20 protein-coding genes are annotated in these 23,968 nt (G+C 47.2%); 4 read left to right on the top strand and 16 right to left on the bottom strand.

Going from position 1 to position 23,968, the window contains the following annotated elements; all coding sequences use genetic code 11:
* Nucleotides 1-41: 41 nt before the first annotated feature.
* From BMY78_RS01935 to BMY78_RS01905, 7 genes are all read right to left on the bottom strand, one after another.
* Nucleotides 42-1,823 carry an MFS transporter gene (locus BMY78_RS01935; protein ID WP_090894174.1) on the bottom strand — a complete coding sequence of 594 codons (1,782 nt, stop codon included), beginning with the start codon at nt 1,821-1,823 and terminating at the stop codon, nt 42-44.
* A gap of 183 nt (nt 1,824-2,006) precedes the next feature.
* Entirely contained in the window at nt 2,007-2,441 is a 435-nt protein-coding gene (locus tag BMY78_RS01930) for a phage tail assembly chaperone (RefSeq protein ID WP_053783415.1), read from the bottom strand.
* A 181-nt stretch (nt 2,442-2,622) separates the two neighbouring features.
* On the bottom strand, nt 2,623-3,030 hold the full coding sequence (locus BMY78_RS01925) for a phage tail tube protein (protein ID WP_090894171.1): 408 nt from the start codon (nt 3,028-3,030) through the stop codon (nt 2,623-2,625).
* Between the two features lie 93 nt (nt 3,031-3,123).
* Nucleotides 3,124-4,587 carry a phage tail sheath family protein gene (locus BMY78_RS01920; RefSeq protein WP_090894168.1) on the bottom strand — a complete coding sequence of 488 codons (1,464 nt, stop codon included), beginning with the start codon at nt 4,585-4,587 and terminating at the stop codon, nt 3,124-3,126.
* Nucleotides 4,587-4,787 carry a YqzN/YkzM domain-containing protein gene (locus tag BMY78_RS01915; RefSeq protein WP_090894166.1) on the bottom strand — a complete coding sequence of 67 codons (201 nt, stop codon included), beginning with the start codon at nt 4,785-4,787 and terminating at the stop codon, nt 4,587-4,589. The genes BMY78_RS01920 and BMY78_RS01915 overlap by 1 nt, the downstream gene beginning before the upstream one ends.
* A 213-nt stretch (nt 4,788-5,000) precedes the next feature.
* Complete coding sequence (locus tag BMY78_RS01910; protein WP_143066997.1) at nt 5,001-5,906, bottom strand: hypothetical protein; 906 nt, start codon at nt 5,904-5,906, stop codon at nt 5,001-5,003.
* Between the two features lie 332 nt (nt 5,907-6,238).
* Nucleotides 6,239-8,092: a DUF4127 family protein gene (locus BMY78_RS01905; RefSeq protein WP_090894160.1), complete on the bottom strand. Its 1,854-nt coding sequence runs from the start codon at nt 8,090-8,092 to the stop codon at nt 6,239-6,241.
* A 579-nt stretch (nt 8,093-8,671) separates the two neighbouring features.
* Here BMY78_RS01905 and BMY78_RS01900 point away from each other — a divergent pair.
* Nucleotides 8,672-9,154, top strand: a complete 483-nt coding sequence (locus tag BMY78_RS01900) for a hypothetical protein (RefSeq protein WP_090894157.1) — start codon at nt 8,672-8,674, stop codon at nt 9,152-9,154.
* Nucleotides 9,155-9,212: 58 nt separating this feature from the next.
* Here BMY78_RS01900 and BMY78_RS01895 read toward each other — a convergent pair whose 3' ends face one another.
* The 7 genes from BMY78_RS01895 to BMY78_RS01865 all read right to left on the bottom strand — a co-directional run bounded on the left by BMY78_RS01895 (nt 9,213) and on the right by BMY78_RS01865 (nt 15,179).
* Complete coding sequence (locus tag BMY78_RS01895; RefSeq protein WP_090901895.1) at nt 9,213-10,166, bottom strand: hypothetical protein; 954 nt, start codon at nt 10,164-10,166, stop codon at nt 9,213-9,215.
* A 143-nt stretch (nt 10,167-10,309) separates the two neighbouring features.
* The gene (locus BMY78_RS01890) at nt 10,310-10,945 is read right to left on the bottom strand and encodes a VOC family protein (RefSeq protein ID WP_090894154.1); all 636 of its coding nucleotides are present in this window, start codon (nt 10,943-10,945) and stop codon (nt 10,310-10,312) included.
* The gene (locus BMY78_RS01885; RefSeq protein ID WP_090894152.1) at nt 10,942-11,412 is read right to left on the bottom strand and encodes a VOC family protein; all 471 of its coding nucleotides are present in this window, start codon (nt 11,410-11,412) and stop codon (nt 10,942-10,944) included. Before BMY78_RS01885 ends, BMY78_RS01890 begins: the two co-directional genes overlap by 4 nt.
* A gap of 19 nt (nt 11,413-11,431) precedes the next feature.
* The gene (locus BMY78_RS01880; protein ID WP_090894149.1) at nt 11,432-12,007 is read right to left on the bottom strand and encodes an NADPH-dependent FMN reductase; all 576 of its coding nucleotides are present in this window, start codon (nt 12,005-12,007) and stop codon (nt 11,432-11,434) included.
* Between the two features lie 183 nt (nt 12,008-12,190).
* Nucleotides 12,191-12,913, bottom strand: coding sequence for a response regulator (locus BMY78_RS01875; RefSeq protein WP_090894145.1), 723 nt, complete (start codon nt 12,911-12,913; stop codon nt 12,191-12,193).
* 18 nt (nt 12,914-12,931) lie between these two features.
* Nucleotides 12,932-14,602, bottom strand: coding sequence for a GAF domain-containing sensor histidine kinase (locus BMY78_RS01870; RefSeq protein ID WP_090894141.1), 1,671 nt, complete (start codon nt 14,600-14,602; stop codon nt 12,932-12,934).
* A 94-nt stretch (nt 14,603-14,696) separates the two neighbouring features.
* A complete protein-coding gene (locus BMY78_RS01865; RefSeq protein ID WP_064640192.1) occupies nt 14,697-15,179 on the bottom strand; it encodes an ArpU family phage packaging/lysis transcriptional regulator in 483 nt (160 codons plus the stop codon).
* 884 nt (nt 15,180-16,063) lie between these two features.
* Here BMY78_RS01865 and BMY78_RS01860 point away from each other — a divergent pair.
* From BMY78_RS01860 to BMY78_RS01850, 3 genes are all read left to right on the top strand, one after another.
* Nucleotides 16,064-16,510, top strand: a complete 447-nt coding sequence (locus BMY78_RS01860; protein ID WP_090807984.1) for a helix-turn-helix domain-containing protein — start codon at nt 16,064-16,066, stop codon at nt 16,508-16,510.
* A 42-nt stretch (nt 16,511-16,552) separates the two neighbouring features.
* A complete protein-coding gene (locus BMY78_RS01855; protein WP_062323893.1) occupies nt 16,553-16,960 on the top strand; it encodes an ImmA/IrrE family metallo-endopeptidase in 408 nt (135 codons plus the stop codon).
* Nucleotides 16,961-17,152: 192 nt separating this feature from the next.
* On the top strand, nt 17,153-18,952 hold the full coding sequence (locus BMY78_RS01850) for a 5'-nucleotidase C-terminal domain-containing protein (protein WP_090894139.1): 1,800 nt from the start codon (nt 17,153-17,155) through the stop codon (nt 18,950-18,952).
* 590 nt (nt 18,953-19,542) lie between these two features.
* Here BMY78_RS01850 and BMY78_RS01845 read toward each other — a convergent pair.
* Entirely contained in the window at nt 19,543-21,312 is a 1,770-nt protein-coding gene (locus BMY78_RS01845) for a proline--tRNA ligase (protein ID WP_090894136.1), read from the bottom strand.
* Nucleotides 21,313-21,729: 417 nt separating this feature from the next.
* A complete protein-coding gene (locus BMY78_RS01840) occupies nt 21,730-23,676 on the bottom strand; it encodes an FAD-dependent oxidoreductase (protein ID WP_256221916.1) in 1,947 nt (648 codons plus the stop codon).
* Nucleotides 23,677-23,968: the final 292 nt, after the last annotated feature.

The raw sequence follows: 23,968 nt of genomic DNA, 5'->3' as shown, positions 1-23,968 counted from the left end.
ACGTTATCTTTAAATACAGTCATGACAGGCCTCCTTTCTGCTTAGGCCATAATGGTTTTGCGATTTTCCATCGCACGGCGCACTTCGCCTGCAAATCTCATTCCAACTTGATGCGAGATCGCATCGTAGTCGATGGCGTTTTCACGGACAGTCACCTGCACAGCTCCTTGTGGTACGTTTACGGAGATCTGATTGGTCGTCTCTGTTTTAAAATCCTTCAGGTAACCGGACAGACTGCTCATCTGGTCTTCGGATATTTGTACCGTCATCGTAGATGATTTGCCATTGGCATTACCAGCAGTTTGCGCTACGTTACCTAGACCCATGGCTTGAGACTGCATCACGCTTGTTCCCATGAAACCAGCAGATGTAGACTGGCCGACCTTATTGTTCATATATGCTTCCGGACCCGTCATTGTCAGTGCCGGTGGAATATAGGAAGGTGGCATCTGCGGACCTGTTGCTACTTGCGAAGGTGAAGACACTGTTGTTGCCGATACGGTCTTGTTCTCCTTCTTCGAGCCAAAACCGAAGAAACTGGATATGCCATCCGTGATGTTTTTTGTTTTCTCAGAGATGTAATCCGCTGCACCCGACAATGCGTTACCCACACCCTCGGTAGCGTTGGACATCAATTTCCCGATATCTTTGGATTTGTCCCCAATCCATTCCCCTGCTGCACTGCCAGCCCAACCGCCGACAGCGCCGCCAACCCATGTTCCGATGCCAGGCAAAAGAACACTACCGATGGCGCTACCAATCGCTGTACCCGCTGTGCCGCCAATCATGGAACCAACCGCTCGGCCTCGCTCCTCTGGAGGTGCGGTTGCAACGTTAGCTACATCAGCAAGCATACTGATGGGTCCAAGCAATTTCCCGGCCCCCTTAGCAAGCCCACCACTCAGTTTGCCGAAAATGCCATCACCCGAGAAGAGGTTGGACATTGCCATAGGAGAACTCGACATCAAGCCTGATACTAAATTTGACTTTTTGCCACCACTAATTCTTCGGTTTCTGTCCATTTTTTTAGCTTCCTGAAAGGCACGCTCAGATGTGTCTGTATCAATTCGGGACACACTTGGCGTTGGTGCAGGAGTTGGAGTAGCTGCTCTGGAAGCAAACCTTCGTCCCCCTCGTCCACCAGATACTTTCCGGACAGGCGGTTTGCTTGATGTGTCACTACCTGTTCTTGAACTGTTTCGAGTTTGATTCTTACCTATCTTACCTTCCGCCACTTCTGTACTCTTACTGGGATTAGAAGCCTTATCCTTTTTAGATTTCCGATCAGACCGCCACTCTTTAAACTTTTTACCTAAATCAGTAGCATTATTAAGAATATCTAAACCAGTGCTGGTGTATTCTAGTGCTTTTTCCCACCACTTTTTATCTTCTTCTTTAGCTGCATTATTTATAGTTGTATTATTACTCCCAATCACAACTGACATAGAAGGCCCACTCACCGGGTTCATTTTCCCCATCGCCACTTCAACCTTTTGCTTCACCTCAACAGATACCGTTCCTGATGCTTTCACCATCTGATTTCGGAAACTGTTCAGTTTTACCAAAGCGCGATCCAATGCTGGACTGAGCTTATCAATCAACCCAATCGTCGGTGTAATTCGCAGCCTGCTGATTCGCACAGCCGTGCTATAAACACTCTCCAGCCTGCGCCCGGTTGTTCTCAGCTCATTGTTCACCTTGATTAGACTCTGATAGCGAACTCTGCCCAGTCGTTCCGTAGAACGCTGGATCTGATCCAGATACCGGATAGTCGTCCGCATTTCCGCATTGGATTTGGACAAACCCACAATCATTTCTGCCATTTCTTTCACCTCCTACCTTTTTTGATTATCGATTCATTTGCGAGGTGATCGCTGCCATTTCCTCTTCCGAGAAAGCAATCAACAGCGAGCGCTCCCCGCGTGGCAAAGACCAGAATTCTCCGGGCCGTAGATGATGACGAACCCACATGTGAAATAAGAACGTAGTCATCCCGCCGGAGTGAATCAGTTTTTTAGGTCTTCAATCTCCACACCGAAGCCGGAAAGCTCCAGCACCTTGTCGCCTACGGCGTCCAGTTCACCCGCAAGAAGCATGCGGCGAACTGCCTGTTCTCCACCAGACAGCTTCATACGGCCTGTGATACGGTTATCTCCCCATCCGGACAGTTCGAGTCCGCGTACATTCATTTTCACCGTTGCTTCGGAGATCAGCAGGGCGTTAAATGTTTCGGTATCCACCTTTTCCTCGGTGCGGCCTTTGACCGTTTTCCGAATCGTACAGCGTTCGCGAATCTGATCCACTTTGGAGGACGTCAATCCACGCAAAGTCAGCAGCAGATCCAAACGTTGAATGCGTACATTCTCTTCCGGCAGACGTTCTGCTGCTTCAAACAACTGATCCAAAATTTGTTCTTCAGACATATTCTCGTTCATACTCATAGGGTGCGATCTCCTTCTCATTTCACAATTGGGTTAATACATCTCCACATTCAGGGACAACAAAGAGACCGAGAATTTCTCGGCCTACATGTGTTCCCATTTCTGTAAGTCTCGTTGCACATACGCCTGATCAGGCAAGCTTCATTAAGAGGTCTTTTAGAAGTTCGAAGTCATTCCATCCTTAGTTCGCTACAATCGGGTTCAACAAATCAAACCCTTCAAATGTAAAACTTGTTTCCTCCGGTACTTCCTCACCCGCTGTCCAGTTGGCAAGTTGGATTTTATCCACCATGCAGCCTTTTAGCAGGACACTCTCATGTCCGTAGGATTCTGGATCGTCCAGCTTCGAGATAATCTGAAACTTGGTGAACCCGCGCTGGATCATGTCCGAAGTGACTTTGTAACCTGTCATCGTACCTGTTCCTTTTTTCGCACCATTCTTGTGTACTTTCCAGTCGTTGCCGACCAGATTCAGCTCACGCTTCTCAATTTCAACGCTGGCCTCCAGCTTATTAATATTGGTCTGCCACACACCATCGATATGCAGCTGACCGTGGGTACCGAGAATGACTCTTGACGCATCCAACATGACAATTCCTCCTTGAGATTATAAAATATCGTATAAACCATCCATTCAACGAATCGGCGTCTCTTTTAAAAGACAGTTTCCTTCTACACAACCTTATTGCACGTAAAACGTTCCAAACAACTGCTCCATGACATCCGTCAGCTTCACATTCCATTGCAGGAATACCTGATCTGCCTCTGGCTTGAGAATTGGTGCAGCACCATAATACGCTGGATCGAGAACGACATCGTATCCCTCAGCTTCAATGACATTGCTCTGTGCGAGCAGCGCCAGATAGGCTTTCATCGCACCGATTAGCGCCTGCCGGCCCTCTTCCGTATTGTTTACTTTGCCGATATACGTATCTTCAGCAGAGCGCTGCAAATCTGTATTAATCGCATCCATCACACGAATAGAACGGATTTTTTTCCATGCATTATTCTGTCCTGCAGCAGGGGTCACGAGTGTATTCACTCCGCGAAGCGCCTTTACCTGACGTCCATCATGGAAGAAAATAAATACGCCATTCTGTACCGCCTGCTCCTGTTCTGCACGAGTCCAGCGACGCGTCACGTCATCGAACGGAGAAGGTGCGTATGTGGTGGATTCATTCAGACGTTGTCCGGCAATTAGACCCGCGACGTAAGCAGACGTTTCCGCCGAGCTGTAGAACGCATCTCCCAGACGCACACCCGTACCAACATTAATCACACCCTCATGATTCAACGTGAGTGAACGTGCCGACGCCTTCTGTGCTGCTGTAGCAGAGGTGTCATCCGCCGTAGAACCGCCGAATACAGCCATCACAGGTTTACCCTCACTGCGCACACGTTTCACCCATGCTGCAAAGCTCGCCAGCAAAGGCTCATCCGCCGCATGATCCAGTGCCAATACGTCAAATTGCTCACCTTCCAGCGCGCCCTGAACGGCAATATACTCCGCATTGGTCAGCCCATCATTGCCACTTGCTCCACCTTTGAACGCCGCTCCCGCAACGGTTGCAACGACACCTGTACCATCGCCAATCGCCTGAGCGTTAATCCAAATGTTGCTTTCATCCGCATTGATCTCTTTCGCCAGCGACGCTGCCGAAATATCCGCAGTCAGCAGTGCATACAACATGCGGTTGCCTTCAAACAAGCGCACTTCATGCTTCGTATTATCAATTACTCCCGGCTGAATGGTGACGTAGAAGCCGTTACCTTTATCACCCGGATACTTGGCGTCCAGTTGCAGCACGGCTGCATCACTACTGTCTTTCAGCGTAAGCGTCGCTGCTTTCGCCGTTTCCCCGGCTACCCGATAAGCGAGCAGTTTTTTCGGTCCGCCTAGCAGGGCGAGCTTCAAAGATGTATAAGCTGTCCCGTTATCCAGGGCATGCGCCGAGAAAATACGATCAATTGCAGCTTCACTGCCAATTTCTACAAAAGTACCTACCGGACCCCAGTTGGCCTTTATCGGCACAACAACCGTCCCGCGATTACCAGCCTGAATGGCCGATGACGCTGCCGCCTGAAAATTCATATATAAGCCCGGAAGTACCGGACGATTCGTTTGCTCCCAAGTTCCGCCTGCCATTATCCCTTCACCTTCGCTTTCATAAATTGGTTGATGCGTTCCTTCGCTTCCTCAATGGAAAACGTCACTTGCGCTGCTTCGTACAGCGCACCATGCAGCACCTCTGCCTTAACGGCAAATAGGGCTTCTGCATGATTCATCAGCTCGGCCCGCGTATATTGCGTGGCAGCCTGTTTGTTTTTTTTCACTGAGCTTGCCATAACCATCTCACCTCATTGTTTGACTACTGAATTCGTTGAACCTGATCTTTGGACTATAATTTTGACCTATGAATTTTTGTCCCTATGAACCTACGAACCTATGAACCTATGAACCTACGAACCTATGAACCTATGAACCTATAAATTTGAAGCTAACGTATGATATTGAATTTCTCATCTGGAACTCCATCTAGAGTCCCTCTCGACTAACACTTACTCTATCCCTTTGCTATGGTGAATCTCGCGGATCAATGGCACATCCGTACCCGGACGGCGAATACGCTGCTGCAGCGTCAGACGAATCTGTCCGTTCAAATAGGCGTCTGCCTGCAAGTCGGCAGAAACTTCATCCACCGTCACATATCGCGTACCGTCTGTATCCGTCAAAGCAATACGGGGCTGCACAGCCAGTTGTTCAACCAGATGTGTGACCGTTTGACGGACATCTGCTACATTCGCAGCCAGTACATGCCCAATCCATTGCTTACGAATCTCCAGCGCAGAAGTCCCTGTGGTGGTTGTGCTGCATCCCGTCAATCGCCACAGGATGGACTTGGCCTTATAACCACCAGGCCAGACATCCCCATATATGGACCATTCCTGCCCGAGCTGGGTTCGTGTCCAGCCCTGAAGTGCAGCCATCCACGAATCTGTTGCTCCAGCCTGAGTGTATTCCACCGTTTCCGGAACATACACCCCAAATCGCAGGCTGCGCGTAACCAGTCCAGAACTGGCATCCACACGATCACAATCCGAAGAACCCAGATAAATACAGGTAAATGCCCCGCCTTCTTCATCCTCCAGCCTGACCTGATGCAGTCCTTCCATCAGCGCTGCTGACCATGCTTCCACTTGTTCAGCCCCTCCATCTTCGGGGCGTGCATAGGGAGAGATTTTGATGATCCTCCTATACCCCGCCCAAGCAGACTTCGGTACTTCTTCTGCAAAAGCAATTACGGCACAAGGTCCGGCTAATACCTCTCCCGGTGCAGGAATATCCTGTACTCGGCCATTCCATGCCGGGACAAGAGCCTCCAGCTTCTGCTTAATCGTTTGCCTGATGATGTTGCTCACTTGCCCTGTGCTGGCCGTGTTGTTTACCCCACTACTCATAGACACATTCATTTCACCTCCTTCAGCTGCAAGTGTGCGATCTGCCCGCATTGTGCAGCGACAATGCTGCAGCAGCAAATTCCCCCTTTAACTCAGCTCTAAATATACCGGCGCCAAAGCTGGACACCATTCACCGCAACAAAAAGACCGGCCCCTTGTGGCCGATCTGTACATTAGCGTATGTGCTTTCGGTGAGTGTCCTTTGCTATGGATCCGATAATACAATCTTACACCCTTTCATCCCTAGCGCAGATGGTGATTCGTACGACTTCGGTGCGAATAAGGGTGTATCTGGGGTGGAAAAAAGACGACTCAGCGCGTCTCATTCCATCAGTACCTTATTTCAGCGTAACCTTCGGATTCAACGTAATCTCAAACGCACGTCCCCAGATGAAATCAGGGTTCGCATATTCCAGGAGTGCACTGCAATACTCCGCATAGTTTGCTTTGCCATTACAGATTTGTTTGATCGCTACGTCCCCTTGGGCAAAGGCTGGTTTTCCTGCCAACGTTGCTGTATGGGTCTGCATCAGATCTCTGAGTAAAGTTTGCAGATGAGCATAATCTTCTTCCGAGTTAAACAACACCATATTCTGATCCGCAAGGGTCGCCACATTGGTATACAGCGCATGCGCTCTGGAATACGTACGAATATCTGCAATCGCTACTGCTTTATAGTAGTAATCTTTCAGGAAACGTTTAAACAACAATGATCCCTGTGCATTCATGGCATCTCGCAACGCGTGAGCATGGGTTTCGGTTGTGATCAGAGCATAACGGGATTGTCCCATACCCACAGCCATACCGATTTTGTTCCCCGGCGTATTCCATGCACTGTAACCCAGCACCCGGCCCGTATACGGACTGTTCAGGAGTGCTTCGGCTACATCGACGTTGGCTGGACCTTTTCCTACAAAATCAATCAGGACCGAAGGAAGCCCCTTCTCACTATTACTCGTCAATTGCGCCACTGCCGCCTGCACCTGATCCAACGCTGTAATGGCAATAATCTCAATGTGCACCGGTTTTTCACCCGGTTTGCCTGGATGACGATTCGTCATGCGATCCAGCTCAGACGCCATATCAAACGAAGAAGCTTCAAGGGCAGATGCAGCATTCGTTAATTCATTTCCATTCTCCACATCGGAAGTTGTATCCGTTACCACATCAGATTTTGGATAAGCGGAATCCGCTACAACCACACCACCAACAATATCCACATGACGCACCACATTTTCATGCACATTCATATATTCATAGGCATTGATAATCGCGGAACCATGAGGGCCAAAATATTTCACTGCATAACGCGTCTTCTTCCCACCACGAAGCAGTTGGTTCGCCATACGTGCCACCAGAGCGTGACCCAGGCCATCCGCATCTGGAAGGATGATCGCCCGATCGGGATTTTGTCCATCCGTCCCACCGAGCCATTCATTGATTCGTGCTTCCACATAATTGATCTCGTTAATCTGAACGCCTTGCGTATTCGCATCGTCGACGCCTACGGCGAGGAAGTCAATATATCCTTTGCGAGCAAGCTTATCCAGAATGTACAGATTGGTTTTGAATTTATGTTGTCTGGTGTTGTAGTACTGTTCTTTATTAAAATACGTCGTTTCCCCATATTCCGTAGACTCTGGAGAAAGGTTATACCCGTTCACAATATCCTCGAATTCCGTAAAGGACTGGCGCTGCTGCTGCATCAGTGCACGTGATTCGTTGTAGGCATCCAATGTGAGACCATCTGCAAAAGAGGTGGTAGCGAGTCGCATAATGGTATCCATCACAAACACCGGTTTACGTGGATATTTCCCTTTAATGGTTTTGATCACATCAAGCAAACGTGTGGTGTTCTGATCATAATCAGGATATATGCCACCTCCATCTTCACGAAGCTGACGACTGCCAATCAGCCCCCCATAAGCCAGCATATCCGAAGAGATGATGAATCCATCCACTTTGGCGGCATTTTTCAAAATGAAATCATGAATGTTGGACGGTTTCCCATACGTAGGCGTAGACGTTCCAAGCAATGTAGACCCTTCTACCGTTTTCTCGGAATCCAGACGATTTTGAATGTCACCCAGGTGCGGTGTAATGATGTGGATACCGGCTGCTTTTCCTTGTACAACGACGTCATCCAGATTCGCTGGACGATCATCCAGTGGAACATACAATACTGTTTTCATATCCGAAAACCTCCTGTTAGATAAGTTGAACTAGAGATGTTACACCTTGTCACTGCGATTGCAGTACCATCTTCCGATCGCTCTTATCCCCAGATTTTCTTGATCCCTTAGTTCAAGGGTAAAATCCGGTGCTAAAGGCGAGAGTATGCTTACGAAGTAGCTTTCTTGCAGAAAGCTTTCAACTTCGCTTCTTCAGATTGGTTCTGCACTCTCCGTTTTGGTGTAAAAATAAAATTCAACTTAATAATGTTATGTTCGTTCTCCCTTTAGTACCCGATCAGAGCAAGTGTGCAATCACCGCATAAAAAAACGACCCTTGGCTGGACCGTACATTAGCGTATGTGCTTATCGGGATAGGCCACTTGCTACTGATCCGATAATACAATCTTACATGTTTAAATCGGTCGCGCTGTCGGTTGTCCGTATGGATTACGTCTATTTGTTGTTGCTCTCACGGCGGTTAAACGTCGATTTCTTGCAGAGACTTCTGTCGGATAACCCAACAAATCCATTCCTGATGCTGTTTATATGATATAGCAGCCTTTCTAACCCTAATTACAATAAAGGATGGATACAATTATGAAAAAAAAGCTCTGGTTCTATCTGTGGATCGCTGTTACCAGTTATATGGCTGGCCCCGTTATGTATGCATTGACAATGTACACCTTTTATCAGGAAACAGATGCTCTAACTACTTCACTCATTGGATGGACCACTGCAACATTCTCATCCGTTGGTATCCTGTTTATCCTGGTCACAGTCATTCTGCTTCGAGTGCTGCACATCTATTATTTCTGGCTGCAAACTCTGCTTTTTGAGTTACTTTTCCTTGTGTTCGTCTATATGACCACTGTTCTGCTTGGGGTTGGAAACACAAGGTTACCCTCGCTCTCCTTTCCTTTTACGTCCGAAGGCATTCCCTTGTGGATGTTCTGGGGGAGTATCGCGCTTATGAGTTCCTGGGGAATATGGTCTGCGCGTCAGCCCATACGAAAATCACCATACATGCTGGCGTCCAGAGTTATTCTAATCCTGTTTATCCTTGAAATATGGCCCCGTTAAAAAGATAAAAAAGAGCACAGCCTTCTCAGGCTGTGCTCTCTTAAATGTATATTGTTGCTCACGCGATAATATAGCGAAAGTTTTCCCAGCTTTCCGGAACTGAATTTCCGTTTCTGGCATGATGGTAGAAGCTGAATGAAAATTTGAACACATGACCTCCATACCAATCGCGGGAACGTCTGTCGGTGAGCCAGTATTCCAGTTCATGTGGAAGTGCAACAGAGCGTTCTGCACGGATCAATGGCAGACGGTCAACTGGAGATTGCAGCGTCGGCATCTCCTGTTCAACATCCACATCCCGGCTCAGTCGCAGCGCCTTGACCATCGTGAGAAAAGGCGGAATGCCTTTGTGGAACAAAGCAGGGTAATCCAGTTCAAATAATATATTAAGCGCATGCCCGTAGGTTAGCATGTGGCCGATCAGATCATGATGTGCTTCTGCCTGATAGATGGTACGAAATGCGCCAAGCTCATCCAGAATCAGCCGGGACAATTGTTCCGGGCGTTCTATATCAGGGAATCCGTCTGCCTCATTTAACTTCAAGCTGCGAATTTCTTTCACCGTTGTGTTTACCCAGGATCTACCTGGAATGGTTCGTTCAAAAGAATCAATAAGCTCAACCATCTGATTCATGTCCTGCTCCGTACCCCAACCATCCAGTTCACGAATGGCTTTTAGACTAAGGGCACCATAGATGGCCTGATGGCCAACCCAGTGCAGCTCTCCAATGGTTCGATCCAGCGCTGCCGTAATACGCGCTTCGGACTCTTCTCTGGGCAAAACCTCTCCCTTCCGGGAGGTCAAGCCATCTTTCAATCCGTGCTGGCGAAGCATCGCTTTCGCCTCAGCTGTAACACTGCCCGCCGCAAGGGCAGTCAGACGATTTTCCCGCACCCAAAAATAAGCCGCAATAGCTCCCGCCCCATAATGGGCGTGCCACAAATCTCCTGTACGCTCCCGACTGGATACCATAATAGCCAGCCCTTCTTCCAACAAACGTCGATCCAACATGCCACCACCCTTCATCGATGCGAATCCTGATATACACACGACCAGCAACAGTTTTTTAGCAAAACACTCCTTTAAAGCGTTTACTTCTATAAGATGATTCAAATGGTGCACATATGACCGTTTTGCCTGCTGTTCCGCGCATTTTAGCCGATTCGAAGTCTCCCAACATCACGAATGGACACTTCCAGCGGATATATGTTAGCATTTTGCTCGGAAAAGAACCAGACTCGCTCCTTCTTCACCACAATAAACAGACCGTTCACATCCCCTATAGGGGCAAATGTATCGCTAATTGCTCTCCATCGTTTCAATCCCATCTGCTCAAGTTCATCTACCGTAGAAAGCACATCTTCCGTAACAAGTCCCACCTCACACACCTGCAGCAGATCCTTCTCCGAAAAGGCGCGGTCACTCTCGTTATGAACGGTATGATGAGCAATCAGCTCCAGAATGTTACCGACAGGATCTTCGAAATAGAGTGAATTCGAGTTCCAATTGGTTGAATAAGTTTCATCCTCACCTTCATGCCTACTTAAACGGACACGTGCCGCTGCCCACGCTTTGGCCTCCTGAAAACGATTTGCTGGAATCATCCAGGCGAAGTGGTAGAACGGATTCTGATCTGCTTCACTTCGCATGAATATCATTTTCGTTAAACCAATCTGTAGCGTGAAGGAATGTTCGGACTCTTCAGCCATGTTCAACCCCAGAGTGTTGATATAAAAGTGCTTGATGTCTTCCAATCGTGCTGTATATAATTTGACCTCTTCAAAAATCATGCTGAGCCCCCATTCACCCGACCGTGTATCTTCTCCCACTCACTCCATGGCACCATGCCGAGTTCCGGCTTCGCTTCATCCGGGAGCATCGATATGAATTCCAGGAAATGACCATCCGGATCGGTAAAATATACGGACACAGCCGGCATCCATCCAAATACGTACAACTCGCCAATATCATCATCCAGAAAGTTACGCGTCTTGATCCCTTTATCCTCAAGGTAAGTGACAGCTTGCTTCATGTCCTCCAACGATACCTGAAAAGCAAAATGCTGTCGCCGCACCTCGGAAGGGTCCTTTTGCCACAGTCCGAGCATCGCGTTGCCTTCACCACCAATCCAGTAAAAGGAGTTCCCACGTTCCTTCTGCCCATAAGCGTGCTGCAATCCAATGATCTGTTCATAAAAATGATGGGATCTCTCCAGATCCGTTACGTTCAGATGAGTCTCAAATATGCCTTTAATCATGATAAAACCCCCTTTTCTTTTAACTCTCGGACGGCTTCCGTACAGCAGTTAACGTCTCGGCAAGGTGCAGAAATGAACCAATCACGCGTTTGATCCGATCCTCAATGTCCTGACTGCCTTCAAATTCTTCGTATCCGTCAAATGTTGCTTCAAATCTTCTGCGTTGTGCACCACCAATGGAAATCCACTCCTGCGCGTTAATACCATGCAAATTGCGAATAATCGCCTGCAGCTGCAAAAGCGAACTTACTCCCACCGCACCTCCTGCTGAGCTGATGGACAATACCGGCTTACCACTGAAATGAGCCTGGCTCAGGTGATCCAATGCATTTTTGAGTACACCGCTGATGCTGCCGTGATACTCTGGCGTAGACAGAATAATGGCATCTGCGGCAAGCATACGTGTGTTCAGGTCAGACAGATGCTGATCTTCATTCTGTTTTTCATCCGGAGCATAGAATGGGAGCGGTGTCTGATATAAATCGAACAAGCTGGCTTCATGCCCCTGACCGCTAATTACTTCCACGGCATATTCCCCTAAACGTGTACTGGTTGCATTTTTCCGATTACTGCCTGCCAAAATGATAATATTCATCTATGTCACTCTCCTTCGATTTTATATAGACATTTCATCTCTTCGTTTCAACTTTCTCTACTCTCATCTTACCTTGCTTCCACCTCGGAATCGTCGGCAGATAGACTTAACTTGCAGCACAAAAAAACTCAACCTTTTGGGTTGAGTTTCTACGACTTTAGACTGAGAGTATATCGGAATGGATCAGACGACCCAACCATTTCTTACAGCATGAAGCGCGGCTTGTGTGCGATCTGCCAGTCCCAATTTGTCCAAAAGATGACTGACATGGGTTTTCACCGTTTTCTCGGTAATGATTAGTTTGATGGCGATCTCTTTATTACTCAACCCTTGTGCGATCAGCCCCAGAACCTCTCTTTCCCGACGGGTGAGCATGTCCGGTCCATGAGAAGTTTCTTTCCCTCGCCCATCCCGCTCTTGCTCTGGAAGTCGAGTAGATGTATGGGGATTAGCATGCCCAGGCAGGTCATTCATTGATTGTTCAGACGAAGCCATCACATGCATTAATTGTCCTGCTGCGGCTGGATGAAGCTCTACCTGACCTGCATGCACATTGCGGATGGCAGCGGCAAGATCCTCTGGCTCAATATCTTTCAGCAGATATCCCTTCACTCCAGCGCGTACGGCGGGTACGACATGATCCTGATCCGAAAAGGATGTAAGTACAATGATACGGATTCCAGGCAAGATCGAACGAAGCCTTCTCGCCGTCTCAATCCCGTCAAGCACGGGCATATGCAGATCCATTAATACCACATCCGGATGCAGCTGTTCTGCTTGTTCAAGTGCTTCCTGTCCGTTTGAGGCTTCTCCGACGACTTCCATATCTGGCTGAGTGGACAAAAAAACGTGCAACCCGCGCCTCACCATGGCATGATCGTCCGCGAGTAAAATCGTAATCGGCATGTCTTCTTCCCCCTGATTTTATACAGATTCGGACGGAAGTGGAATGACGACCGTTACCGATGTTCCCTTACGGGATGAACTCACAAGTTCAAGTCTGCCGCCCAGCGATTGGGCTCGTTCTCTCATGATGGACAGACCAAGTGAACTGGCAGGCAAGGCCTCACGCTTTTTGGCTCCCCCTTTTCCACGATCTGTAACGATTAATACCGCTTCCTGATCGCTTAGCTGGAGGGATATCTCCGCGGAAGGGACCCCTGCATGTTTACGTACATTATTCAGCGCTTCCTGTCCGATACGCCATAAGCCTTCCTCAATACTTTGAGGCAAGGAGCGCATACCCGTTCGATGTACAACGACCTGCAATCCCTGTCCTATACCATATTCCTGCAAGGCACTAAGCAGTCCAGATTCCAACCCCGCCGGACGAAGCTGCATTATTAAGGCACGCATTTCCTTCAATGCTTCCTGTGACAAGGAACGTATATCCTTCATCGCTTCCGCAGCGGGATGCAGCTGTTGTGATCCGGATAACATGCTCTCCGCCCCTTTGGCTGTCAGGGACAGGGAGAACAAAATTTGGTTCACCGAATCATGCAAATCTCGAGCCAGTCGGTTTCGTTCCTCCAGTCGGGTCAATTCCCGGCGCTTGTATACCAGTCTCAGACTCTCCCACGAGGCTGTAATATGTTCAGCGAGTGCATCGAAAACCTCACGATCTGCCTGAAGGAAGCCATTGGCCGAACCCAATCCAACCACCAGTACTGCCGTTTCGCCAGGGGAACTTAATGGGATGGGCGCAGCCAAGCCCGAAGCCAAAACGGACATAGGGAACCGGGTATTGCAAATGGCAGAAACGTCCTGAATTTCCGTCGCCGACAATACCATCGCCCGATGAGAATCAATCACACGATGCATGCGATTCTCCACCTCTGGAGAGAGTTCGGATTGTGTCATCATTTCGGACTTGCCATGAGCATGAGCCGCCTGTATCATAAAGCTTCCGTTCTTCTGGGATAACAGTGCGGCAAATGGCCAGTCGTAATGATGCCCGAGCAGCTTTACAACCGTCTTGGCCATATCGTCTCCACTGTTGCAATCGTTGACCGTCACGCCCAGCGATCGGCTGAACTCCCCCAGTCTGACATACAGATCCGCTCGCCTTTGCTCTGCGCTATATAATCGCATCCGTTCCATTGCACTGCCGATCTGATAAGCTACAGCCTGCAAAAGCGCCAGCTCACTATCACTAAAATGCTCTTTTCCTGGCGCAGCAACATTCAGCAGTCCCAGCATCTTCTCCCCCGAGCGAAGCGGAACCGTTGCATGATGGGTGATGTCCTGGGTATCTCCCCATTGATGATCGACGGCATCCTCCAGACGTTTGCAATTAATAATATTGACGGCATTGTCCAATCTTCCGTCCCGGAAGCGATTCACGCACCAGCAAGACCCGCAGCGCATCGGCTGCTTGTCATGATGCAGCAGAGCAGGAGGCAGACTGTAATCAGCAATACAGGAGTACTCTCCCTGAGCATCGATCAGGAACACCCAGCCCGTAGTCAAACCCGTCAGTTCCAACAGTTTGCCGAGTACCGTATCCAGCATCAGATTCAGGTCGTTGGATGTGTTGAGCGTTTCCGCGATCGTCTTCAGTGTATACATCTCCTGCATTCCGGCTTGTTCCGTCATGCGGATTCCTCTCCTTTGACTGATCCTTAGTGTTGTTTTCAATTATTGTATACAATCAGCGAAGGATATAAAAGGTTGAACTTCTTGTTTCAATTTAGCCCAGCTTCTGTCGTTCTTTGCGAGAGGCGGATAACGGCTCCATATTAATCAGACCACGGTCCGACAGAGCCAGCGCCATTTTATAGAAAGCACGTGTTCGAATCTTCGTATACGTATCCTTGCTAACAGGTGGGTCAAACACATGGTTATACACTTTATAGTCAAATACATCGTCATCCTTCAGGTAACGCTCTCTGACGAGTACACGTTCCTTCTCGCTCAGTCGAGATACCACAAAATCAATCGTATCGCAGTACGCCTGACGTGCGCGCTGTACATCCACATTATAGATTGCCGTTCTGGCAGTGGAATCCCCGGTCACATTCGTTGCACCATGGAAACGCTCAGCGTAACTCGCCGTCACCATCACCTCGCGTTCTTCAAAAGCAATCGTTTTATAAATCCGGTATTTTTCCAGCGCGGCTTCAACAGCAGTCTGTGTTTTGCGTCGGTCCAATTCGGGCAGCATCAGTTCCATATTCATTCTCCTCCTTTAACATTCGTTATAGAATGAAAGTATAGTAGCTTCGCATGTTCCACTCCGATGACAGAAAAATCTTACAATCGCTGTTATCCCCAGATTTTTTTGATTATATTTTCTAATGTAAAAATCTAGTGATAAATGCGAACGCTACGCTTCTCCAGCTTTTTTCTGTCCTCTTCGTATGCATAACTTAAAGTTCATTCTATAAAAGTTAAACTCGCATTCATCTCATCTTTATTAGAGTTATCCAGTTCTCTGAAATAGTAACGACATTTTTCAAGTTTTTTTCTGTTGCCTTTTGGAATCAATTAAAGTCAGCTATGAAGCAGGAATAATTCATTTTCCTCATTATCCAACTTGTCTCAACTTTACATTTTGTTCGTATTTTGTTCGTATTTCTATTTGAGGATACCACTTTCTGGGGATCGGCGTAAACCTTCATTTTGGGTCGTTTTAACTATAAAATAAAAGCCGCGCTCTCATTTCCTTTACCTTTTGGCATAATTGTTTCATATCCCTTTACCTAATGGTATATATACGATATAGTACAGATAATTAAAGATCCTCGTATAAGTCATTTTCTAGTTTTAATATTGAGAAGGTACATTTGAATATTAGATGAGGGCAGTATTGGCACTTCAAAGAGAGTGGCAGTAGTGAAGGAGACGGAATCGATTCTGAAAAAGCGGTAGCGTTCGCCTTTATCCCCGGATTTCTCCCTTTAGGAAAGGGAAAAAAGGAAATCTGGGGATAACAGCGATTGGAAGAACGATCCGGTTCCGGAACGGGGCATCCGCAGATGGTCAAGCAATACCTCATGCCTGTTCTTCTCAATATTAATTAGTAATACACTTGTACGAATCAAAGGAGTGGAATGAATTGTGGAGCACGCTTTTGGTCCTTATCTGAAACAACTGCGCGAGCAACAGGGATACAGCATTAATCAGCTCGCCGAAGCAGCAGGAATCAGCAACTCGCAAATCTCACGCATTGAGAATGGGGTTCGCGGAGTTCCCAAACCTGCTACCATCCGCAAAATCTCGGACGCACTCTCGGTTCCCTACGCGGATATGATGAAACAGGCCGGATATCTGGAAACCGGAAAACCAGCAAGTGAGCTCCATGACGCTCCAGAATGGGCAACTTACAAGGACCGTCGGGACTTCAAAAAGATGCTCGAGGACGAGGATGATCTGATGTTTGACGGCATCCCGCTGGATGATGAGGATAAGAAACGAATTAAGGATGTCCTGACAGGTCTGTTCTGGGAAGCCAAACAGATGAACAAACGCAAAAAAACGAACGATCCGGACGAGCGCCCATGAAGCATTTCAAGCTGAACAAACTAAAGCAGCAGGTGAGATGATATGGATGACATTGTAACAAAGCTGATTCGAAAACACCGGACAAACTGCCCTTTCAGCATTGCCAGAGCCATTGGAATACAGATCCGGTTCACTAATCTGGGCAAGTCTACCAAAGGACTGTATTTCCGAAAGCTCCGTCGCAGATTTATCGTCATTCACAATGATTTACCGCCGGAATGGCAGCGCTTCGTGTGTGCCCATGAACTTGGACATGACCGATTGCACAAAGGCATAAACCGGTTCTTTCTGGAGGAACACTCTTATTTTGCCCCAGGCAAGCTGGAAAGGCAGGCCAATCGTTTTGCCATACAGCTTCTAACTTCAGGGGTGATGCCAGAGCCGGATGAATCACTGGAGAAATTTTGTTTACGTACAGGACTGCCACGTGAAGTGCAGCATTTTTTTTAGTCTTTTTAAGAACATATGTTCCTTGAACATAAAATTCTCTCTTCATCTTTCACTGTGAAAATCTGATGTCACTTTCGGGTTACCTATTTTTACGTGAATAGCGAGATTTCCTAATAATAGTCTGGTAAAATACAACATGAGTTGTGCAAACGCTCACGTAGATTATTATTTATGGGGAGGTTACTGATTCATATGAAAATCTGGAAGACTTACGTTTCGCTTGTGCTCACGCTCTGTCTGCTGTTCGGCAGTGTAGGCATTGCCGCTGCTGCAACGGATACCAATCCGGGCACGGGTAAACACATTACTATTCTACATACGAATGACATGCACGCACGCGCAGTTGAGTCCTCTCCTGCGATGGGTTTCGCCAAAGTGGCTGGCATTGCGGACAAATACCGTAGCGAAAACCCAAATACCCTTCTGCTGGATGCCGGAGATGCAGTGCATGGTACAACCTTTGCTACACTTGTTAACGGGGAAAGCATTGTTAAAGTGATGAACGAAATCGGTTATCAGGCCATGGTTCCAGGTAACCACGAATTCAACTACGGCTCCGAGCGCCTCATCGAACTTGCGGATATGATGAAATTCCCTATGCTCAGTGCCAATGTGAAAAAGAAAGACGGAACTCGTCTCTTCGAGCCTTACCTCATTAAAGAAGTCGACGGCGTGAAGATCGGGATCATTGCGCTGACTACACCGGAAACGATGTATAAAACAAATCCGAAAAATGTGGAAGGTCTTGATATTACAGACCCAACTGCGGAAGCCAAAGTTCTTGTTAACGAAATTCGCAGCAAAGTAGATGTTGTTGTTGTATTGGGACACCTTGGACAAGACGCGTCCAGCACCGATACTAGCTTCAAAGTTGTAAAAGAAGTGCCTGGCATTGATGTATTCATCGACGGTCATAGCCATACAGTTCTGCAAGATGGACTTGTATCCGATAACGGAACATTGATCGCCAGCGCTGGTGAGTACACTAACTTTGTAGGTGTGATCGACCTGTGGGTTGACGGTGACAAAGTAACGAAAAAACAAGCAACACTGATTGATGAAACGGAAGCAAAAGACATCAAGCCGAATGAGAAAGTTGCCGCATTGGTGAACTCCATTCAGAAAGAACAAGAACCCATCCTGAAAGAAGAAGTAGCGAATACAGCAATCCTGCTGGACGGCAAACGTGAACAAGTACGCGCAGGTGAAACCAACCTGGGTGACCTCCTGGCAGATGCCATCCGTGACATCAGCAAAGCCGATATCGCGCTCACCAACGGTGGCGGTATTCGTTCTTCCATTGAAAAAGGTATCGTAACCAAGGGTGATATCATTACAGTACTTCCTTTTGGTAATCAAGTTGTAACGCTTGAAGTAAAAGGCTCCGATGTACTGGCAGCCCTTGAAAACGGTGTAGGATCTTATCCGGAACCAAGCGGCGGATTCCCACAAGTATCCGGCATGACATTCAGCATTGATTCTTCCGCCGCCAAAGGCAGCCGTGTACACTCCGTTATGATCGGAGATAAAGCCCTTGATCCGAAAGCAACGTACACATTGGCTACGAATGATTTCACTGCTGTTGGTGGTGACGAGTACACGATGTTTGCAAAATACACAACGTCCGGCATGTACGGTGCTATGGATGAAGCGTTGATTGAATACATGCAAAAACTGGGCGCTGTAGACATCAAAACAGACGGTCGAATCAAGGAAGCAAAAGCTCCTGCGGTTGAACCGGAAGCTCCAGTAACGGAAACACCAGCTCCAACTACACCGAAACCAGAGACTCCAAAACCAGAAACACCGTCGAAACCGACGCCAAGCAAACCAGCTCCAGCCAAAGTGCATGTTGTAAAATCCGGAGATTCCCTGTATTCCATCTCCAAACAATACGGTACCACTTGGCAAGCTCTGCAAAAGCTGAATAAGATCAAAAATCCACACTGGATTTATCCAGGGCAACAATTGAAACTGCCTGCAGCCTCTTAAGTTCAGGGACGAGCAAGTAGTTGTACCCATACGCTCCAAAAAAAGGGTGTCCCTCAAGCCATACCCGGCTGATGGACACCCTTTTTTATTTTACATATACATCACTCAGTAGTTAACCTGCCGAGTTGTACACTCCATGGTTTATTTACTTGAATATAGCTTTGCTGCAAAAATAAATCCCCCAAAGTCACTTTAAGAGATCACTTCATCTCATGCCTTTACCATGGACTATTGAAGATATCTCCAAAATTGCCACTCTCATGCGGTTATTTCACATTCAAAACGCTATATTTCTCGTTCCATGATTTGCGTATTTGCACATGCATAGATTCCTGACATGTTACGTCTGAAGCTCTTATGGACAAACCGACTGTATACAGAATACAATTTTTCAAATTCTAGTTATTTGGTATGACAATACGCAAATAGTGTTGCATCCTTACATGACTATAGCCCTCTTTTTAATGCTTTAATCCGTTACATAACCACAAACATCTCTTACCGCATAATATCCGGACCTATTATACATCGTTCTATTATATAGAGGCACGTAGCACGGTTTCATAAGGATATATGTTTTTAATTCCGGACTATAGCTGTTCCTTCACCTGACTTACAGCCTCTTGTGCCGACAGACTGATTCGTTTGGATTCACCTCGTGCTGCAAGAACATGCGATCCAAATTCCACCTGTCCCTCTGCTGCACCTCGGCCAATAACAATCTGGACAGGCAAACCGATCAATTCCGAATCCTTAAACTTCACCCCTGGCCGTTCATCCCGATCATCAACCAGTACGCTGTATCCGGCATCTAATAGTTGTTGTTCCAGTTCCAGAGTGAGTTCGCGTTGCTGTTCATCCTTCCAGCTCATTGGGATCAGATGTACATGATAAGGTGCAATGGCTGATGGCCAACGGATACCATCTTCTCCGGCATATTGTTCAGCAATAGCCGCCATCAGACGAGACACACCGATACCGTAACAACCCATTACAGGTGCGCACTGCCGTCCATTGCGATCCAGGAAGGATGCTCCCATAGCGTCACTGTACTTGGTTCCCAGTTTGAAGATATGCCCGACTTCTATTCCTTTTGTGAATACAAGCGATTCTCCACAGGTTGGGCAGCCGTCACCTTCAGCCGCAAAACGGATTCGGTCTACTTTGTCCAATGCAAAATGTTTACCTGGAACTACATTCGAATAGTGTACATCAACTTCATTCGCTCCTGTAATGGCATGTTCCATTGCAGCTACATCCGCATCAATTACAATCGGCAGATCTAGTCCAATGGGACCCAGGAAACCTACAGTTAATTTCGGATGACCCGCTAAGGCAGTTTCATCAGCCAGAATCAGCTCCTCTGCACCCAATACCTGCTTCAGCGCGATATCATTCACTTCATGATCCCCACGAACAAGTGCAGCGACCAGTTGACCATCGGCCTGATATAGCAATGTTTTGATCATATGCTGAGCATCCTCGCCTACAAAGGCGCTTAACTCATTGATCGTACGTACTCCTGGCGTTTGGATACTAACCAAGGTATCCCCTTCGGCTTTACCATCAGCTTGATCAACCGCTTTTAGGTCAGCAGAAGCTTCCACTAGTCCTGGATTCTTAGCAGAAGATTTAGAAGTCTGATATCCTGCCTTCTCCAGATTTGCGGCATATCCACAGTGTTTGCAGGTTACGATCGTATCTTCTCCCACATCAGCAAGTGCCATGAATTCGTGGGTCTCCCCCTGACCACCAATGGTGCCCGCATCAGCTTCCACTCGAATATATTCCAGTCCACAACGCTCCAAAATGCGCGAATACGCCGTATTCATGGCCTGATAGGTGCGATCCAGCTCTTCCCAATCGGAAGCAAAAGAGTACGCATCCTTCATGATGAACTCCCGTCCCCGCAGCAATCCAAATCTTGGACGACGTTCATCTCTGAATTTGGTGCCAATCTGATAAAGTGTAAACGGCAGCTTCCGATAGGAATTAACCTCGTCACGAGCCAGTGCAGTCACAACCTCTTCATGGGTTGGACCCAGGGCGAATTCCCGTGCATGGCGATCCTTCAGACGCATCAGCTCAGGGCCATACTGTGTATATCTTCCGGATTCTTCCCATAACTCAGCAGGCTGCATGATTGGCAGCAATACCTCCTGACATCCTGCACGGTCCATTTCTTCCCGAACAATACGTTCGACATTCAGCAAAATACGACGTCCCAAGGGCAGATAACTGTATATCCCTGCTGCGAGTTGGCGAATCATACCTGAGCGCAATAACCAGCGATGCCCTGCTGCATCTGCCTCTGCTGGTGCTTCACGTAATGTTGGAACAAGCATTTCACTTTGACGCATCTTGTCACACCCCTTATTCTTCTATTCATTATTGTAAATCAGGTTATAAACAGCAAAAAAACACATCCGTCAAGGGACGAATGTGTCGTGGTACCACCCTTATTTAACTGCACATTGCCGGTTGACCCTGCCATCAAACTATCAAGGCATTCGCTATAAACCGGTTCTCCCGTCTGCAACCTATGCAAAACGTGAACGCGCAGTCCTTCAGGGCATAACGGGCCCATCCGGCGAAGGTTACAGGCCGTTCGGGCCTTCTCCTCCGCAGCTCGCGAGGTAGGAATAACGAAACAGCAACAGAAACCTTGCACTAAATGGTTTCCTCCCTGAAGAAGCTGGCTAACGTAATTGTGTCCTCGTTGATCGCTGTTATCATTTTTGATCACCATAGTGTATTTACAAGAAATTGTCAACCATTCACTCAAATACTACCCCCGAATAATATTCCACCACATCACGGATGAGCATGTACGCGTCTCCATTCGTAAGCTCGTTTTTGTTTGCTATACCAGCAAGCGTGTCCTCGCTTAAGAAGTTCTGCATTTGCAATTGAGTAAGTGCCATTTCAGGTGTAGTTTCAGCTTCAGTAGCTCCCATTGCCAAACATAGCATATATGCAGCCTGATTCAAGGTTAAAGGTGAAGCGGAAGCATTCTTCATGCTCATAACAACTTTATCTGCACTGCCTGTATAAAAGGTTGGAAACATAGCTTGCAATCTTTTCAATTTACTTAAGTAGCGTTCCGGATTCATAGTCGTATCCAGATCCCAACCATCATTATTATAATTACCTGAGGTCATATACATACTCGCAGCAGCAAGTAACCCCCTATAATCCTTATGCTCCATGTACTCAGGCTTCTCAAAATTATGCATCGATAGATCCATGCCTTGTTTCTCCAGCATCTTACGCAATTCGGCTGCACGCTCCTCGGAAGCTGAGATTTCCCGGAAGGACTCCTTGTGCACATATGCCAGTTTGACCGCTGCTCCAGCAGCTTCTCCAGTAGCCATCCCCAGAGGAACGACCCTTGCGCTCCCATGTGGAATCGTGTCATAACTTGCTGCTCGTCCCACTACTAACAGACCATCAACGTTCAACGGAACAAGCGAACGGAAAGGTACGCCATATTGAATTGGACTCAGCATAATTGTGCCAGGATTGCCCACACTCGTACTTTGAATATCGATATCGTATGAACCATAACCAATTGCATCCCAATGATCTCGATTCTCCATAACATCAGCAAGTGTCAGACGATATTCACCATAGATGTGACGTGATTCTCTCACGTAGAGCTCATCCGCCGTTCCGGCATATTCAAGCCCTGCAAATTCCTCGTAATTTTTCTTCAAAAAATCAACGATCAAAGGTGCTTCCTTCCGCCCTATTTCCAGTCCCTCTTTCACAGATGCCGGATCCAGCGGATCCACTCCAAAGATCTGCATCGTATTGATCAAGATCGTATCATCGTTTTGTCTCCCAATGTTCAGACTGCGAATCTTGATGCGTTGCGGATCGGTCGATTCATATTTTCGCGCATCACCGTATCCCCAGGCACTCATTTTATCAACACCCGTACCTTCTCTTTCCCTGAACTTCTGCCAGACTTCATCTGTAACACCACTTAGCTTAAATACGAGCGTAGAGACCATCTTGGACTTGCCATCACCAATGTCCTGTCTGCCTATGGAATATGGAACCCCAGCAGCTGCTGCAATATCTGCATCCTGAGTAGCGTCAATGATTGAACGTGTTGCAATTTTTATAACTGTCCCGTCCTCTTTGGTTATGTTCATCCCCATAATTGTAGTTCGCCCTTCCGAGGCAGACTCAGTAATGGGCTCCACATGTTTAACATTCATCAGAAGGTCAATATTAGGTTCGGAATGAATCATTCGATAGAAAACGTTAGCCGCTGTATGAGTATCAAATGAACTGCCCTCTATTTGGTCAAACCACTCCTGAAAAATCCCTTTATTTAGAAAATCAGGCTGTCGCAGGCTGCTTAACCACTCTGGCTGATCAGGGGAGTAATTCAAATCTAACGTATTAAGTCCCCCTTCGGTCATCAACCCTCCCAGCATATTGCGATCTCGTGCTTCAACCAACAATACACGCATCCCATTGCGGGCAGCAGATAACGCAGCCGTAATTCCCTCCGGATCAGTTCCAGCAACAATAACGTTATAAGAATCGGACAGCGTTGTGCTCGATTGTACAGTCTCCAATGGCTGCCACACATAATTATTATTGAATTTATAGTTCTTGTTCCAGATATAAAAGGCAGCATAAGTTACACTAAATAAAATAATAAATACAGCGACCGTAATTGCTGTTGCTTTCTTTTTTTTGCTAACCAAAATAATTAATCCTCCACTATGTAATGTAAATTCATAAAAACTATTAATGTATCACTAGCTCCGATATTCTTCCAACAAAATACTTGTACGCCCTCCTCTCTAACCATAAAATGTCCAAAAAAAAAAAAACACTCCCCAACGGTTTGCACCATGTCAGGAAATGTTGATTATATCGGCAACATGTCATGATTAAGATCCTACGATTTTGCATAACAATCACAACAAAAACTTGGACTGTATCCTAACTTCATCCATTATAAAGACCCCTTTTTGCAATGTAAAGGCATATCAA

The sequence above is a fragment of the Paenibacillus sp. OK076 genome, from assembly GCF_900110055.1.
Taxonomy (GTDB): domain Bacteria; phylum Bacillota; class Bacilli; order Paenibacillales; family Paenibacillaceae; genus Paenibacillus.
This window is presented reverse-complemented; position numbering and strand designations above follow the sequence as displayed.

Excerpts from the sequence above, each read along its gene's own strand:
- BMY78_RS01935 (WP_090894174.1), bottom strand. The coding sequence starts at position 1,823 with ATGGCAGAAATGATTGTGGGTTTGTCCAAATCCAATGCGGAAATGCGG.
- BMY78_RS01930 (WP_053783415.1), bottom strand. The coding sequence starts at position 2,441 with ATGAGTATGAACGAGAATATGTCTGAAGAACAAATTTTGGATCAGTTG.
- BMY78_RS01925 (WP_090894171.1), bottom strand. The coding sequence starts at position 3,030 with ATGTTGGATGCGTCAAGAGTCATTCTCGGTACCCACGGTCAGCTGCAT.
- BMY78_RS01920 (WP_090894168.1), bottom strand. The coding sequence starts at position 4,587 with ATGGCAGGCGGAACTTGGGAGCAAACGAATCGTCCGGTACTTCCGGGC.
- BMY78_RS01915 (WP_090894166.1), bottom strand. The coding sequence starts at position 4,787 with ATGGCAAGCTCAGTGAAAAAAAACAAACAGGCTGCCACGCAATATACG.
- BMY78_RS01905 (WP_090894160.1), bottom strand. The coding sequence starts at position 8,092 with ATGAAAACAGTATTGTATGTTCCACTGGATGATCGTCCAGCGAATCTG.
- BMY78_RS01900 (WP_090894157.1), top strand. The coding sequence starts at position 8,672 with ATGAAAAAAAAGCTCTGGTTCTATCTGTGGATCGCTGTTACCAGTTAT.
- BMY78_RS01895 (WP_090901895.1), bottom strand. The coding sequence starts at position 10,166 with ATGTTGGATCGACGTTTGTTGGAAGAAGGGCTGGCTATTATGGTATCC.
- BMY78_RS01890 (WP_090894154.1), bottom strand. The coding sequence starts at position 10,945 with ATGATTTTTGAAGAGGTCAAATTATATACAGCACGATTGGAAGACATC.
- BMY78_RS01885 (WP_090894152.1), bottom strand. The coding sequence starts at position 11,412 with ATGATTAAAGGCATATTTGAGACTCATCTGAACGTAACGGATCTGGAG.
- BMY78_RS01880 (WP_090894149.1), bottom strand. The coding sequence starts at position 12,007 with ATGAATATTATCATTTTGGCAGGCAGTAATCGGAAAAATGCAACCAGT.
- BMY78_RS01875 (WP_090894145.1), bottom strand. The coding sequence starts at position 12,913 with ATGCCGATTACGATTTTACTCGCGGACGATCATGCCATGGTGAGGCGC.
- BMY78_RS01870 (WP_090894141.1), bottom strand. The coding sequence starts at position 14,602 with ATGACGGAACAAGCCGGAATGCAGGAGATGTATACACTGAAGACGATC.
- BMY78_RS01865 (WP_064640192.1), bottom strand. The coding sequence starts at position 15,179 with ATGGAACTGATGCTGCCCGAATTGGACCGACGCAAAACACAGACTGCT.
- BMY78_RS01855 (WP_062323893.1), top strand. The coding sequence starts at position 16,553 with ATGGATGACATTGTAACAAAGCTGATTCGAAAACACCGGACAAACTGC.
- BMY78_RS01850 (WP_090894139.1), top strand. The coding sequence starts at position 17,153 with ATGAAAATCTGGAAGACTTACGTTTCGCTTGTGCTCACGCTCTGTCTG.
- BMY78_RS01845 (WP_090894136.1), bottom strand. The coding sequence starts at position 21,312 with ATGCGTCAAAGTGAAATGCTTGTTCCAACATTACGTGAAGCACCAGCA.